The organism is Gottschalkia acidurici 9a (assembly GCF_000299355.1).
Lineage (GTDB): Bacteria > Bacillota > Clostridia > Tissierellales > Gottschalkiaceae > Gottschalkia > Gottschalkia acidurici.
The window spans coordinates 854,086-869,952 of sequence record NC_018664.1; the positions used below are offsets into that span (position 1 = coordinate 854,086).

Annotated in this window: 15 protein-coding genes; 11 read left to right on the forward strand and 4 right to left on the reverse strand. The window is 28.1% G+C overall.

The window, feature by feature from the left end:
• Positions 1–2: 2 nt before the first annotated feature.
• Together CURI_RS03865 and CURI_RS03870 are read left to right on the forward strand one after the other, a co-directional pair.
• Positions 3–608: a CatB-related O-acetyltransferase gene (locus CURI_RS03865; protein ID WP_041701938.1), complete on the forward strand. Its 606-nt coding sequence runs from the start codon at positions 3–5 to the stop codon at positions 606–608.
• Between the two features lie 186 nt (positions 609–794).
• Positions 795–1,484: a YczE/YyaS/YitT family protein gene (locus CURI_RS03870; RefSeq protein ID WP_014966974.1), complete on the forward strand. Its 690-nt coding sequence runs from the start codon at positions 795–797 to the stop codon at positions 1,482–1,484.
• A gap of 376 nt (positions 1,485–1,860) precedes the next feature.
• Here the strand turns inward: CURI_RS03870 and CURI_RS03875 are convergent, their stop codons facing one another.
• Complete coding sequence (locus CURI_RS03875; protein WP_014966975.1) at positions 1,861–2,427, reverse strand: helix-turn-helix domain-containing protein; 567 nt, start codon at positions 2,425–2,427, stop codon at positions 1,861–1,863.
• A gap of 146 nt (positions 2,428–2,573) precedes the next feature.
• Here CURI_RS03875 and CURI_RS03880 point away from each other — a divergent pair, with 146 nt between their 5' ends.
• Both CURI_RS03880 and CURI_RS03885 read left to right on the forward strand, forming a co-directional pair.
• The gene (locus tag CURI_RS03880) at positions 2,574–3,518 is read left to right on the forward strand and encodes a DMT family transporter (protein WP_014966976.1); all 945 of its coding nucleotides are present in this window, start codon (positions 2,574–2,576) and stop codon (positions 3,516–3,518) included.
• A 303-nt stretch (positions 3,519–3,821) separates the two neighbouring features.
• Positions 3,822–4,580 carry an AIM24 family protein gene (locus CURI_RS03885; RefSeq protein ID WP_014966977.1) on the forward strand — a complete coding sequence of 253 codons (759 nt, stop codon included), beginning with the start codon at positions 3,822–3,824 and terminating at the stop codon, positions 4,578–4,580.
• A gap of 487 nt (positions 4,581–5,067) precedes the next feature.
• On the opposite strand, the gene CURI_RS03890 is transcribed toward CURI_RS03885, so the two are convergent.
• Entirely contained in the window at positions 5,068–5,403 is a 336-nt protein-coding gene (locus tag CURI_RS03890; protein ID WP_014966978.1) for a helix-turn-helix domain-containing protein, read from the reverse strand.
• Positions 5,404–6,195: 792 nt separating this feature from the next.
• Between CURI_RS03890 and CURI_RS03895 the strand changes: the two genes are divergently transcribed.
• The gene (locus CURI_RS03895; RefSeq protein WP_014966979.1) at positions 6,196–7,098 is read left to right on the forward strand and encodes a helix-turn-helix transcriptional regulator; all 903 of its coding nucleotides are present in this window, start codon (positions 6,196–6,198) and stop codon (positions 7,096–7,098) included.
• Between the two features lie 69 nt (positions 7,099–7,167).
• Entirely contained in the window at positions 7,168–7,626 is a 459-nt protein-coding gene (locus CURI_RS03900; protein ID WP_014966980.1) for a GyrI-like domain-containing protein, read from the forward strand.
• A gap of 123 nt (positions 7,627–7,749) precedes the next feature.
• On the opposite strand, the gene CURI_RS03905 is transcribed toward CURI_RS03900, so the two are convergent.
• The gene (locus CURI_RS03905; protein WP_144275997.1) at positions 7,750–8,322 is read right to left on the reverse strand and encodes a cupin domain-containing protein; all 573 of its coding nucleotides are present in this window, start codon (positions 8,320–8,322) and stop codon (positions 7,750–7,752) included.
• 295 nt (positions 8,323–8,617) lie between these two features.
• Here CURI_RS03905 and CURI_RS03910 point away from each other — a divergent pair, with 295 nt between their 5' ends.
• Positions 8,618–9,307 (forward strand): DUF421 domain-containing protein, encoded by a 690-nt coding sequence (locus tag CURI_RS03910; RefSeq protein WP_014966982.1) that lies wholly within the window; start codon positions 8,618–8,620, stop codon positions 9,305–9,307.
• Positions 9,308–9,533: 226 nt separating this feature from the next.
• Here the strand turns inward: CURI_RS03910 and CURI_RS03915 are convergent, their stop codons facing one another.
• Positions 9,534–9,875 (reverse strand): carboxymuconolactone decarboxylase family protein, encoded by a 342-nt coding sequence (locus CURI_RS03915; protein WP_014966983.1) that lies wholly within the window; start codon positions 9,873–9,875, stop codon positions 9,534–9,536.
• Positions 9,876–10,317: 442 nt separating this feature from the next.
• Here CURI_RS03915 and CURI_RS03920 point away from each other — a divergent pair, with 442 nt between their 5' ends.
• The 4 genes from CURI_RS03920 (at position 10,318) to CURI_RS03935 (ending at position 15,432) form a co-directional block, all read left to right on the forward strand.
• The gene (locus CURI_RS03920; RefSeq protein WP_014966984.1) at positions 10,318–11,010 is read left to right on the forward strand and encodes a response regulator transcription factor; all 693 of its coding nucleotides are present in this window, start codon (positions 10,318–10,320) and stop codon (positions 11,008–11,010) included.
• A gap of 10 nt (positions 11,011–11,020) precedes the next feature.
• On the forward strand, positions 11,021–12,265 hold the full coding sequence (locus CURI_RS03925; protein ID WP_014966985.1) for a sensor histidine kinase: 1,245 nt from the start codon (positions 11,021–11,023) through the stop codon (positions 12,263–12,265).
• 72 nt (positions 12,266–12,337) lie between these two features.
• Positions 12,338–13,018: an ABC transporter ATP-binding protein gene (locus CURI_RS03930; protein WP_041701518.1), complete on the forward strand. Its 681-nt coding sequence runs from the start codon at positions 12,338–12,340 to the stop codon at positions 13,016–13,018.
• On the forward strand, positions 13,018–15,432 hold the full coding sequence (locus CURI_RS03935; RefSeq protein WP_014966987.1) for an ABC transporter permease: 2,415 nt from the start codon (positions 13,018–13,020) through the stop codon (positions 15,430–15,432). Before CURI_RS03930 ends, CURI_RS03935 begins: the two co-directional genes overlap by 1 nt.
• Positions 15,433–15,867: the final 435 nt, after the last annotated feature.

Sequence of the window (15,867 nt, forward strand, 5' to 3'; positions counted from 1 at the left end):
GGATGAAAGGATATATAATTAAAGATCATATAACAAATAAAAATATAGAAGTAGGAGACTACACATACTATTCAGGATATTATCATGAGAAACACTTTGAGGACTACTGTGTTAGATATCTTTCGCCAGATATGGATGACGTAGATAAACTTAAAATAGGAAAGTTTTGCTCGATTGGTTCTGGAGCGACATTCATAATGTCAGGTAATCAAGGACATAAGTATGACTGGGTTACAACATATCCATTTTTTTATACGCCAGACCTCAATGAAAATGCTTTAGATGGATTTGAGAGAAAAGGAGATACTATTATTGGAAATGATGTATGGATAGGAACTGAGGCTATGATAATGCCTGGAGTTAAAATTGGTGATGGAGCTGTTATAGCGTCAAGATCAGTAGTAACTAAAAATATTGAACCATATACAATAGTAGGTGGTAATCCAGCTAAAGAGATAAAGAAAAGATTCTCAAAGGAAGAAATACAAATGCTACTCGAATGTAAATGGTGGGATGTAGATATAAATATAATAAAAAAATACATTCCACTTATGTGCAGTAATAATATTAAAGAATTTGTTCTTAAGATTAAAGATGAAATCAGGTAAAGTTTTAATAATTTTAAAATACATTAAAGAAATAAATAATTATCTATATTACAATATATTGAAAGTTATTGTTAGCTAAATAATACAAATCGCTTAAAGATTTTCAAGAAATTTATTAGAAAATATAATAAAATAATATAGTAAGAAATATATAGTTTGTTTAGTCTTGAGAGGGAAGTGTACATCATGCATGATATAAGGAAAACTTTTTTAAATTTTATAAAGTTATTTATAGGACTTTTTCTATGTGCTCTTGGAATAGTTATGACTATTAACGCAAATTTAGGCCTTGCTCCATGGGACGTATTTCATAAAGGAATTTCAAATATACTAGGTACTACCATAGGGCAATCTAATATTATAATAGGAGTTTTTATTGTTATCTTAGACAGTTTGTTGGGTGAAAAAATAGGATGGGGAACACTATGTAATATGTTTTTTGTTGGTATATTTATGGATTTCATAACATCGACCAGCCTCATATCAGTTATGGATACTTTTACACAAGGAGTTATTATGATATTGGTTGGAATGTTTATAAGTGGTGTAGCTTCATACCTTTATATAAGTTCGGGTATGGGAGCAGGTCCTAGGGATGGACTAATGGTTGCATTAGTAAAAAAGACTAATAAGTCTGTAAGGTTTGTTAGAAATTCTATTGAAATAAGTGTATTAACAGTTGGATATGTTTTAGGTGGATTTGCAGGCATTGGAACGTTAATTATATCATTAGGAATGGGGTACTTTGTTCAACTTGCCTTTAAGATATTTAAGTTTGATGTTAAGAAAGTTAAGCATAGACTAATTGTAGATGATATAAAAGCACTGAAGAGGAAGTTGTTAAGGACACAATTATCAGATAAAAAAGAAAGTTAGTATTATATATTAGATTTTATTTAATTAATGTTTTAGAAGAAGAATATTTATTTAGAACTGCAGGATATACATGAAGATAAGAAAAATTACTGAATCTAAAAATATAAAACGGCTTGATTCATGTTCATTTATACTCTAAGGTCAACCTATATGAGTAATAGCTATATAGACAAAGTCTCTATAGTACTAGAAAAGTATAAGTCACGTTAGAAAGTAATACAGTTATATTTAAGAGAAAATTTATCTTAGAAACTCTATTGAATAATAAAAAAAGGATGTCATGGTATGGAATATAAATTTCTGATACTGTAACATCCTTTTTAGATACAAAAAAGCAAAAATTAGCTGTTGACTAAAGAGTATCTTTGTTTGAAAATTATAGATAAATCATTGTTAAATGAAGAATACATAGCTCATCTGAAAAATTAAAGTAACTATGTTCCTCATTAGCATGAAAAGAAATAGAGTCATATTCATTTAATGTATGTTTCTTACTAGAAACTGTAATATCCGTTGTACCTGACATAACAGTTATTATCTTCTTTGCATTAGGATGATTTACTTTTGTTGTATAGGTGCCTTTTGGAGCTAAGTAGGCTCTATATACTTCTAATTTCCCATCGCTTTCAGAAAACATAGGCTCAATTTGCCAATCTTTGCCTTCATCAGAAATTTTTATTCCTTCTCCAAAGCGTGATATATTAACAGTGTTTTGTATATTAAGAATATCCATTAGTTGAACAGAGAGAGCTTTAGCTATCTTCCAAATAACTGAGATAGTTGGGTTACCTTCTCCTCTTTCAATATTACCAAGAGTTATTTTACTAATTCCTGCCTTCGAAGAAAGCTCTTCTAAACTAAAACCTCTTTCTTTTCTTAATGATCTAACTATACTTCCTATGTTTTGAATAAAGTAATCTGGATTATTTTCTTGTATTGACAAATTTAAACCTCCCGATCAATCTATTATTTTATATTTTTTTATAAAAAATGCATAATATAATTTACTTTTTCAATAAAAAAGTATAGTATATTATACGTAACCTTTGTGAAAGACAAATATATTATATATTATAAAGGAGTGTTTATATGCGTGCAATTCTTATTGGAATATTATCATCACTGTTTTTTTCAGCAACATTCATTATAAATCGTGCAATGAATGTTAGTGGACTGAGCTGGGCATGGACAGCATCATTAAGATATTTTATGGCAATTCCAATATTATTTATTATTGTTGCAATTCGAGGAGAACTTAAACCTTTATTTAAAGAAATAAAGATAAATCCTTTTAAATGGCTTATATGGGGTTCTATAGGTAATATTGGTTTCTATGCGCTTTTAAGTTTTTCATCTATATTTGCTCCTGCTTGGCTTACTGCAGGTACATGGCAAATAACTATTATAGCGGGTGCTCTGTTAAGTCCTATGTTCTACAAAATTATTAAAACTCCAGAAGGTATGAAAAAAGTAAAAGAAAAAATTCCACTTTCTAATTTGAAAATTTCAATGATTATTCTTTTAGGCGTTATATGTATGCAAGCTAAAGAAGCAACTTCTATTAGTTTACTTTCGTTCTTGATGGGATTCATCCCTGTCATAATAGCCGCATTTTTCTTTCCATTGGGAAATCGTAAAATGATGGAGGTAGTTCAAGGAAGACTTAATACTTTTCAACGTTCACTAGGTATGGCTATATCCAGTATACCTATTTGTATAGTATTGGCTATATACGGATTCAACTCAACCGGTATTCCAAATGGTGGACATATTTTAAATACATTTTTACTAGCTTTATTTTCTGGAGTTTTTGCTACGGTTCTGTACTATTATGCAACAGATATGGTAAAAAATCAGTCTTCACTTTTAGCAGCTGTTGAATCTACTCAGTCTGGTACAATGGTATTTACAGTACTTGGAGATATACTTTTACTTGGAGGATCTATGCCAAGTGGCTTATCACTAGTTGGAATTATCTTAATTATTGTTGGTATGATTATGAATGGTTTGTTTATAGGTATAAAATCATCATAGAATTTTATCGTATTAAATAAATTGGATAATATTTATGAGTTTAGATTCATATTCATGATTCATAAAGTGGTGCCCTATAATAGAAAGTATTTTCTATAAACAAGGCACCATTTTGTTATATTTAATTAATATTCTAAAGAAAGTGATATTATTTCGCACGGAATAATATCTTTTTTATGTAAGGTATGCATAGCAAATACTTTAATATATAATATATTGTGGAATTTAATATTTTTCTAAAAATCAAATTACTTTATCTCATCACTGATGAGTAAGGAAATTTATAAAATGGGGGAGAACAAAGTGTCTTTAAGAAAAAATTTAACAGTAGCAGAAAGCTTAAAGAGTGATGGTATTAATATTGAAGTTTTAGAATACGACAATCTTACAGCGACTAACGCGCAAGAGGCAGAAAATATATTTTATATGAATAAAGCTGGTGTAAAGTTAAGACAATGTTGTGTTACACTAGACGGTACAAGAGGAGTTCAGTTATCTAGTGGAGCTATGAGTTTCATGAAAGGTGATATAGATATAGGTACTAATGTAAAAGGAGTAGGGGATTTCCTAGGTAAATTTGTATCTTCTAAAGTAACAGGAGAAAAAGCAATAAAACCTCTTTATAAGGGAGTAGGAGAGATTTATCTAGAACCATCATATAAGCATTTTATTTTACATGAATTGAAGAATGAAAGTATCTGCATGGATGACGGTATGTTCTTTGCAGCAGGAGAAGGTATAAAAATATCTGCTAAACCTATTCAAAGACTTTCTGCTGCAGTAGCTGGAGGAGAGGGCTTATTTAACTTATGTGCAGAGGGTTCTGGACCTCTTTTATTAGAGTCTAAAGTGCCTTTAAGTGAGATTCTGGTATATAACCTTGTAAATGATACATTAAAAGTAGATGGAAATTTTGTAGTACTGTGGAGCTCTTCACTAGAATTTACTGTTCAGAAATCTACTAAATCCTTAATAGGTTCTGCTGCGTCTGGAGAAGGACTTGTGAATGTTTATAAGGGAACAGGAACTGTTTGGCTTGCTCCTACTCTAAAAATGATATAGTAGAAGATAATTCAAATTAAACAAATCAATATAATACTTTGAATATGAATTCAATAAAATAAGCTAAGATATTTTATGATAAGAATAGTAATGCTTTTGATACCATATGTTACTTAACATAAGAATGTACAGGAAAATTAGTTATTATAGAATACATAAATGGTAGAAAAGATAGGTATATAAAAAAACGATTCTAATAACTAGTCAATTAGATAAAGCTTACATATTTAACGATAAGAGTATTAAGGTTAATTATTAATTTTAAACTAATAATATTGATTCTATCAAAGTTTTTAGATTATAAAGTTTTAGAAATAAAAAACAAGCCGAAATATGAATATCCTTAGAATAAAGAGAAAATATTAAGTATTTTAATTAAAGGAAATTTTAGTTTTTGGCTTGCCTTTTTATTTTAATGTTTTATCTATATAGAACATTTACTTCCTATTATTTATATAGAGGTTATTTTAATATATTTAGCTTATAACTATTCTTTACATTCATCTAAACCTTCAATTAGGGTTCTGACCATTTTTATAACTAAATCCTTTTCCTTATCACTTCTTCCTTTTAACATAACATTCCATTGATTTCTTAGAAGCTCATCCTCATTATCTATATAATCTTTTAGGAGATAGTCAAGTGTAACTTCTAAGCAATTACAAATACTAATTAAAGTATCTAAAGAAGCTCCTCTTTCACCACGTTCAATTTGTCCTATATGTGTAGTGCTTATATTAACTAATTCAGCTAATTGCTCTTGTGTTAAATTTTTATGTCTTCTTAATTCTTTTATCCTACTACCTAAATAAACATTGTCCACAATATCACGCTCCTAGAATAAGTATATATAGATGAGAGAATAGTTTTAATACTCCTATAGATTTAAAATAACTCTCAAGGAGTATAATTTCGTTGACTATATTATTCCTGAATGATATTATTATATGTAGCAAAAAAGTTTAAACATACTTAAATTAATTAGTGTAATGTCATATGTAAGTAATACTAAAAACTAATATAATTATGTTCTACAACTTGTATCAAGCTTAGCAAGTATGTTTTAAAGATAATTCTAAATAGTTAAGATATTCATATATGTTAACTATTACGTGCAATATCATCTCTTTTTAGAGCTGTTGATTTACTCCGATAGTTAGGATCATAAGCTTTAAACAACTTTTAATTAAAATAGAAATTATCTAATATATAAAAAGGTTATGACTTTAAAATATATATACATAATAGACTTAGTCTTTATACTGATTATAATTTGTTGAGTAATAAGATGGCTTGAATAGGAAGCTAAGAATTTGATAATTACAACTATCAATATAAACGAATAATCTAACTATAGAAATAATTCATGGAGACACCATGTTGCGTATAATATAGCTGGTATAAGCTATTAGAGTAAATCCCCATAAAGTCTACCCATGCTTACTGTCATGCGTGTCTCCAATATAATAGTAAAATAAAAATATATGTGGTTAAACTTAATATTGTATAAAAATTATTCAAAATAAATCTGAAAAATATGAGTCATTGGTAAATTAAAAACGACTGTCTCTTTAACATCAATTTATTGTGGTATCATATATTTAGGTGATATTATATGAAAATTAATAGGTTATTTGGGATAGTATATATTTTACTTGATAAAGGAACAGTGACTGCAAAAGAGTTATCTGAACATTTTGAAGTTTCCACAAGAACAATTTATCGTGACATTGATACTCTTTCAGGTATTGGAATACCACTATATACTAATAAGGGGAAGTATGGTGGTATTAGCATTTTGGATAATTTTGTATTAAATAAGTCGATATTATCAGATCAGGAACAAAATGAAATATTGATGAGCTTACAAAGTTTGAAGTCTATAAAATTTCCTGAGATTGACTCTGTGCTTAATAAATTGAGTACCTTTTTTAATAAGCGAGAAAAGGAATGGATAGACGTTGATTTTTCTGACTGGAGTAGTGATGATAGTGAATCAGAAAAGTTTAATTTGATAAAGATTGCAATTTTGAATAAGAGCGTTTTAGTATTTGACTACTTTAGTTCTTATGGTGAGAAAACAAAAAGAACTGTTGAACCTATGAAGCTTCTATTTAAAGGACAGGGTTGGTACATACATGGATTTTGTAGAGTTAAAAATGATTTTAGAATATTTAAAATCAAAAGAATTAAAAATATCTGTTCTTTAAATGAAACCTTTAAAAGGGAAACTCCCAAAGATATTTGGAGCAACTTCAAATCACGTAACAACAGTGTAATAACACTGGTACTAAAGATTGATAAAAGTATGGCTTATAGAGTTTATGATGAATTTGATCCAGAATGTATTCAAAAAGATAATGATGGACATTTTATTGTAAATACAACTTTTCCTGAAGCTGAATGGATTTATGGATATATACTTTCATATGGAAATAGTATAGAGGTGCTAAGTCCTAAACATATTAGAGAAGAAATAAAAATAAAATTAGAGAACGGATTAAAGAAATATTTATAATATGACATATAGTTGTCAAGTTATGAGTGCTATACTGAATTCATTATTAAATGAAAAGAGGTATAAAAAATGAATTATGAAGTAGTATATTTAAAGGAAAAAACAGTATCAGGCTTGAAATCTCAAACAAGTAATAGTGATCCTAATATGTCAAAAGTAATAGGAGAGCTTTGGCAAAAGTATTTTGAAAAAGGAATTTATGAGTCTATACCAAATAAAAAAAATGAAAAATCAATTGGTCTATACACAAACTATGAAAGTGGTATTAATGGAACATATGATATTATGGTTTGTTGTGAGATATCAGACTCTTCAAATATGGTTGATGTTGTAGAGACATATATAATACCTGATGGTAAATATGCTAAGTTTATTGTAAATGGTGATGTGCAAAAAGCTGTGTCGGAGTTCTGGAATAAGCTATGGTCAATGGATTTAGACCGAAAATGCAGTTGTGATTTTGAAGAATATCAAAGTGGAAGTGATATGAGTAATACAGAAATACATATTTATATTTCAATAAATTAATATAAAAAATTAAGAGTAAATTATTTAGAAGAAACAAAAAGCACCTACAAGTTATCTGTAGGTGCTTTTTGTTTTTAAATAATATGTTAATCTGAATTTTAAAAAGAAGTGATATCTTTAATACTAATGTCCATGGGCTTCCTCATCAGCTTCTGCATCTGCTTTAGTTCTATGAACTGTGCCATGTGGATGCTGAGGTGGTGCATAAATAGAGTATAGCTTAATAGGCTTATGACCTATATTGACTAGATTGTGCCATGTTCCAGCAGGTATGATAAATGCAGAGTCATCAGATACTCTTCTTTGAAAATCTAAATTGTCTTTATCATCTCCCATTTTCACAAGGCCTTGACCCTCTTCAATACGTATAAACTGATCAACATCGTAATGAATTTCCAGACCTATATCTTCACCAACATCAATGCTCATTAAAGTGAGCTGTAAGTAATCTCCTGTCCATAAAGTAGTACGAAAATTATTATTTTGCTTAGTAGCATCTTCGATATCAACTACAAATGGTTCTGGTCCATAGTCCTTTAATTCAATGTATTTTGTATATAAGTCCGATCCATAGTATGGTTCGTCAGCCCAGTAAGGATATGAATAGCCTCTATAAGCATCATACATATTGTCTAAGTAATGGGCTGTAGCATCAACATACCAAGGACATGGATATATTCCATAAGCATTATACATATTTCTCATTCCTTTCATATGTTTTGTAATATCATATGCTCTATAGTTAATAAGGTGATTTAATTCTAGAGTTAGAATATGTTTGAGGATATAAAATTTGAATAAAAGGTATGATAATGAAATCAAAATTATTTATATAATTAGGTACGCTACATTATTACACTTCAACTCATATGGTATATATAATGATTTTTATGACTAACATACAAATAATATAATTAGATCAGAAGTATATTTTGTTTTGAACTATTAATTATATTATCTATACAGCTTATCAAAAGGGAGGGATTAAGGAGTGAATGTAGGATATCTGAAAATAGCTTTAGAGACTACTATAACGTTTTTTATATTACTATTACTCACAAGGTTTTTAGGAAAAAAACAACTAAGTCACTTAACTTTTTTTAATTACATTACAGGGATTACAATTGGTTCAATTGCTGCTAATATGGTAATATTAGATACAAAATCATATATGAAAGAGCTTACAAGTCTAGTCATATGGTGTATCCTTACGGTAATAATAGGTTATATTGGATTGAAATCACCTAAAATGAGAATATTGCTAGATGGTGAGCCTACAATTTTGGTGAAAAAAGGTGTTATAGATAAAAGAGCACTACATTTAGCAAGACTGAACTTAGATGACCTTACTATGCTAATTAGACAGAGAGGAGTATTCTCTATAAATGAAGTAGACTATGCTATTCTAGAACCTAATGGAACTATTAGCATATTGAAAAAAATGCAATATCAATCAGCACAAAAGAGTGATTTAGAGTTAATATCATCATCTGAAATTAAGCATATTCCTACAGAAATAATTACTGACGGAAGTTTAGTTAAAAAGAATTTAAGAGAGTTGGGTTTAACAAGAGCGTGGTTAAATAAAGAATTATCGAAATTAAATATAAAGTCAATTAACGAAGTGTTTTATGCAGAAATACAAAGTGATGGTAGTTTATATATACAAAGAAATGATTAGCTTATAAATTCTGAATGAGCTGAAATTCGTATTGATATAAATATATTAACTCATGTTTACTATTAACATAAAAGATTATTCTATCATTACAAAACACAACAGATTTTAAAAAGTATTACTTTTCTAGAAACGTACACTTTTTACTATATTATACTTTCAAACTTAACAAAGATAGTTGATGTTTTGTAATGTAGAATATGTAACAGATATTTATTATCGAAAGTTGCTATACTTTTTCTTCTATAAGATGTCTTAGTATCAGTAATCCTTCCATCATCTTTGGAAATCCACATGTTGGCGATACAAGAAGTATAGCGTGCTCTATTTCTTCTTCTGTACATCCACTGTGTAATGCTTTTTGAATATGTGTTCTTAAAGCATATTCATACTGACAGCTTGTAGATAGAGCTACTTTGATAAGCCAGCGTGTTTTCTCATCTAATATGGCACCATTTTCATGAACTAGTTTTCCATAATTCTCATAGGCATCAAAAATCTCACCATGATTGTCAGTAAAATATTTAAGATTCCTTTCAATAACATCTAAATTGTCAAAATAATCTTTCATTATATCTTCACCTCATATTTTAATATATTGACAGTATATTATGTGTTAGGAGTTAGTTTAATAAACATATAATTAAAAATTATTTTACTATAGTTAGAAAGGATATTTAATATTGTGATATATATAGTGATAATTAATTATGTGAATACTTTTAAGTAAAGATATTTAATGTTCCAAATATGACATGTCTATAGATAATATCATATTTTTAATTGTAAAAAACACTTAACAATATAAATATTTTTATTTAAAAAATTCTATATGAAAAGAATTACTTAAAATACGTGCTAGTGATAAAATAATATGTTAACATAGAATAGTGCTTATAATTGATATTTATGGTAATAAGATTATAATAAAATAAAAATATGTTAAATAATATTTCACTATTTAATTTACTATAATAGAAACTATATAGGCTAAAAAGGGGGATAAATCATCAATGAATAGTATTTTACTAGTAGAAGATGACTTAAGTATAATTGAAGGACTTGAATTTTCTCTCATAAAAAGTGGATTTTATGTTGATATAGCTAGAACTATAAAAGAGGCTTTTTCTATGTATCAAAGTCTAAGATATGACTTGTTGATTCTTGACTTAAATTTACCAGATGGTAGTGGATTTGAGATCTGTAAAAAAGTGAGACAAGCATCCTCTATACCAATTATATTCTTAACTGCTTCAGATGAGGAAGTAAATATTGTAATGGGGCTTGATATAGGAGGAGATGACTACATAACGAAACCTTTTAAGTTAAATGAACTTATATCCAGAATAAATGCTTTACTTCGTCGTGCTAAATTGTTGAATACGGATCCAAATGAGCTCAAATCGAATGGTATAACTGTAAAGCTAATGGAAAGTCGTGTATTCAAAAATAATAAAGAAATAGATGTTACTACTGCTGAGTATAGACTTTTATGTCTACTAATGAAGAATCCTAATATAGTTTTAAAAAGAGAATTGATTTTTAATAGACTTTGGGATGGCGATGGAGAAGGCAACTTTGTAGAAGATAATACTTTGTCTGTATATATTAAGAGACTAAGAAATAAAATCGAAGATGATCCTGATAATCCACAGGCTATATTAACAATACGAAAAATAGGTTACAAATGGAATATTATAAAGTGAGGATTTACATATGAGAATATTTGTTGATAAGGATTTTAAAGTGCTATTTTGTATTATAATATTTATTCTTTTGAGTTCAACTATATCAGGACAATTAGTAGTAAATATTCTTACAGATAATTATAGAAAAGAAATGATAGAACATGACTATAAGATTGCAGGATATTTATACCAAAATAATATTGATCAGTCTGAAATTATAAATGCCTTTACTATATCAAAGACAGAAAAAGAGTTTGAGCTGGGAAAAGAGATATTGAAAATGGCAGGATATAATGATAGTATACAGAATAATTTAATTCCTCAAATAAAAAACTTTCATCAAAAGTATTCAATACTCTTTATGATAACTTCTATATTTTTTTCTATAACTATTATCACTGCCTTATTAATCTTTGACACACATCAACAAAGAAAAATTGAAAAAGCCAGTAAAGATATTTCAAAATTTATGGATGGAGATATAAGAATACGCTTAGATGACAATAAGGAGGGAAATTTGTCAAAACTTTTTACCTCTATTAATAGAATGGCAACATCTTTAACATCACATATATTAAAAGAAAAGCAAAACAGAGAGTTTTTAAAAGACATAATTTCAGATATATCACATCAGTTAAAAACTCCTATTGCTGCACTAAAGATGTATAATGAGATTATAATAGATGAAAAAATAGAAAATGAAGTAGTACATAATTTTGCACTTAAAAGTGATAGCGAATTAAGTCGTATGGAAAGTTTGATTCAGAGTCTGTTAAAACTAGCAAGGTTAGATGCAGGCACCATCGAACTTGATAGAAAAAATCATAATTTAAAAAGTTCTCTTGAACAATTGATAAAAAGATTCTATACTTGTGCTGAACTAGAAAATAAGTTACTCATACTAAATTGTAATGATAATATTATTTTAAACTTTGATGAAGAGTGGTTACTAGAAGCTATAAGCAATATAATTAAGAATGCATTAGACCACACTGCGTGTAATGGCATAGTTGAAATTATATGTGATAAAACATTTTTATCAACAACTATAACAATCAAAGATAATGGAAGTGGTATTCATTCAGAAGACATTTACTATGTTTTTAAAAAGTTTTATAGAAGTAGATTTTCAAAAAATAAACAAGGAATAGGTATTGGACTTACTTTTTCTAAATTTATCGTAGAAAAACATGGCGGAACCATAGCTGTTGAAAGTGAACTAGACAAAGGAACTATTTTTTATTTAACCTTCCCTAAACTTACTAATATGTAAGATTAAATTCACTTGTAAGTAAGATTACTATATTATTATCTTTTTAAAAGAACAGTGAGTGAGGTGCTTATATTGGATATATTAGTAACTGAAAATTTGTGTAAAACATATGGAAAAGGTGAAACAAAGGTAGAAGCATTAAAGAACGTGACAATTTCTGTTGCAAAAGGAGAATTTGTTGCTATCGTAGGACCATCAGGCTCAGGAAAAAGTACACTTCTTAATATGCTTGGAGCATTAGATGTGCCTACATCAGGAAAGGTATTTTTAGATGGTAATGATATATTTACTATGAAAGAAAAAGAACTAACAGTTTTTCGCAGACGCAATATCGGATTTGTTTTCCAATCTTATAACTTAGTACCAGAATTAAATGTTGAAGAGAATATTACATTACCTTTATTGCTTGACTATAAAAAACCAGATAAGAACTATATTGAAGAATTGCTAGAAGTCCTTGGATTAACGGAGAGAAAACACCATCTTACTAATCAATTATCGGGTGGACAGCAACAACGTGTAGCTATTGGTAGAGCCCTAGCAACTAAACCCTCTATTATTTTAGCAGATGAACCAACTGGAAATCTTGATACTAAAAACACTAAAGATGTAATTGATCTATTGAAGTTATCTGTTCAGAGATATAATCAGACTTTAATAATGATAACTCATAATCCAAATATAGCTTCATTTGCAGACCGAGTTTTAAATGTAGAGGATGGTATTGTAACAGAATTGGGGTGTGTTAAATAATGAAAGTCTATCTTGACTTTGCCTCAAAGTATTTAAAGGTTCATAAGAAGAAAACACGATTAACTGTTATTAGTGTTGCAATATCTGTTGCTCTTATTACAGGAATATTCTCTATGTTGGATATTTTCTTACGATTTGAAAGGATACAGGTAATAAATGATGTAGGGAATTATCATCTTTTGATTAAAGATGCGTCTGAAGAAGATATATCTATAATATCAAGTCGCATTGATGTACAAAATTCAGGAACATGGTTAACTTTTGAAGATGGAAGTATAGAAAATGTAAAGTGTAAGTTAGGAGCAATTGACGAAAAATTTGCTACAAATATGAATTTAAAGGTTGCTGAGGGAAGATATCCTACAAATAAAAATGAAATTATGTTAGAAAAATGGGCAACAGAAGTATTTAATAAGAATTTAAAAGTAAATGATAGTGTTAAGATTGCCTTTTCAGATAATATTGAAAGAGAATTTGTGATAAGTGGTATATATAATGACTTAGGAAATATGAAAGCATCAGGAATACCAGGAGTAATTATGTCTACTAGTGGTGCTAAAGATATAATGGTAAAAAAACAAAGCCTTTATCTTATAGAGTTTAAAAATGGAGCTAATATAATTAAAGCAGAAAACGATATAAAGAAATTATTAGATATACCAGATGATAATATAGGACGTAACGAACGTTTACTTGCTATTATGGGGCAAAGTACAAATAACACAGTTATGGGATTATATATTACTGGATCGGTATTATTTTTTATTGTTCTCATTGCTGGTGTTATGATGATATATAATACATTTAATATTTCTATTATGGAAAGAGTAAGACAGTTTGGACTCTTAAGATGTATTGGTGCATCAAAGTCACAAATTAAAAAATTAGTTAGAAGAGAAGCTTTTATTATAGTTATTAAAGCAATACCTATTGGATTGCTTATAGGTATGTTTTTGACTTTTGTTTGTTCAGCTATATTGAAGCTTTTTAATAAAAATCTTTTTTCTGACATTTCACTATTTACCTTTAGCACTATAGGAATAGTTTCAGGAATTTTAATTGGTTTTTTTACTGTATTCATAGCGTCACTTTTACCAGCTAAAAAAGCATCACGGATTTCTCCTGTAAATGCAGTAACAGGAAGTGAAGACATAAAAGTTTTTAAGAAAAAGAAACTAGGTACATTGACTAAAATACTTCATGCCGAAATTGCAATGGGAATAAATAATGCTATTATGAAAAAGAAAACTCTTTTTTTAATGTCATGTTCTATAGCTATAAGTATTGTCATGTTTTTAGGATTTCAGGTATTTATTGACTTTCTTAATATAAGTCTTAAAACTACTAAACCATATACACCAGACATTACACTTGTATCAGAAGAAGGTATAAATAATGATTTGTATAAAAAGTTAGAAAAAATTGATGGTGTTAAAAGGGTTTATGGAAGAATGTTTGATTATGTAAATGCTACTTTCGACTCAAATAGACTAACTGAATCATATAAAAAGGACATGGGAAATATTACAATTAAGGATGATAGTTTATTTATTCCTCCTGAAAAATCTTGGCTCATATCTTATGATAGAAATCAATTAAACTGGGCGAAAGAAGATTTAGTTGATGGAGAACTGTCGGAAGATAAACTTAATAAAGAGAATGGTATAATAGCGGTTGCTATGAATTTAAGAAATAATATTTCTATACAAACAGCTGACCTGAAACTTGGAGATAAAATTTATCTTCAAACTTCTAATGGAGTAAAAGAAATGAAAGTAATGGGTATAATACGCTCTGTTCCATTTAGTAGTTCTCAACTAAATTTAGCTACATTCATAACTACAGAAAAGCAGTTTACAGAACTAACTGGTAAATCACAGTTTAAAACTATTGATATTCAACTTGACAAAAAATATCAAGATCAAACAGTTAATAAAATAAAGGATGCCACAAATGATTCAATTACTTTCTTGGATTCACGTCAACAAAATGCTGAAATGGATCAAACTTTTTTTACTATGGCAGTTTTTATATATGGGTTCGTTATAGTAATTGCTTTGATAAGTATTTTAAATATAATAAATACTATGAATACAAGTGTTGAGTCTAAGGTTAGATACTTAGGGGTAATGAGGGCTATAGGCATGTCAGATACTCAATTGAATAAGATGGTTTTAATTGAAGCTACCACATATAGTTTTATAGGATGCATCTCAGGCTTTATAATTGGAACCTTGCTACAAAGAACATTAATTTCAAACTTCCTTTCACATTACCATGTAGTTTGGAAACTTCCTTTCATTCAAATTGCATTGATATTAATAATAACTATAGCTATGACACTAGTTTCTATTTTAGGGCCATTGAAACGTATTAAAAATAAAAGAATTTCAGAAATAATAGGATCAATATAATATTTTAGGGTTAAGTAGAAAATAAACTAATGATAGGAAAAGTAAAGTTTATACTTCTAGATACATAACGTTACTCTAAGAGGAAAGTAAATATATTGATTTATTAAAATTTGTTTGCAAAACACTTAGTGGAGATTTAACAATATAACATTTAAAAAATAATATCCAGAACCTATTTATATTGTATATGGGGTTTGGATATTATTTTTTTGAGAATAAGAGAAAAATTTTAATTGTGAAGATCATAGATTTAAGCATTTATTTAACTTTTTAAGAAGTAATTTTAATATTATCATATCTTGCAGTTTTTAATCTTAATTTTATTTAATATTTCAAACTAAATCTTTAAATATCCAGTTTATCTAATCTATCTCTCTTATACATATTTGAAACTTCTAAAATTCACTTCTAAAAATATTTATACTATCTGGTAAA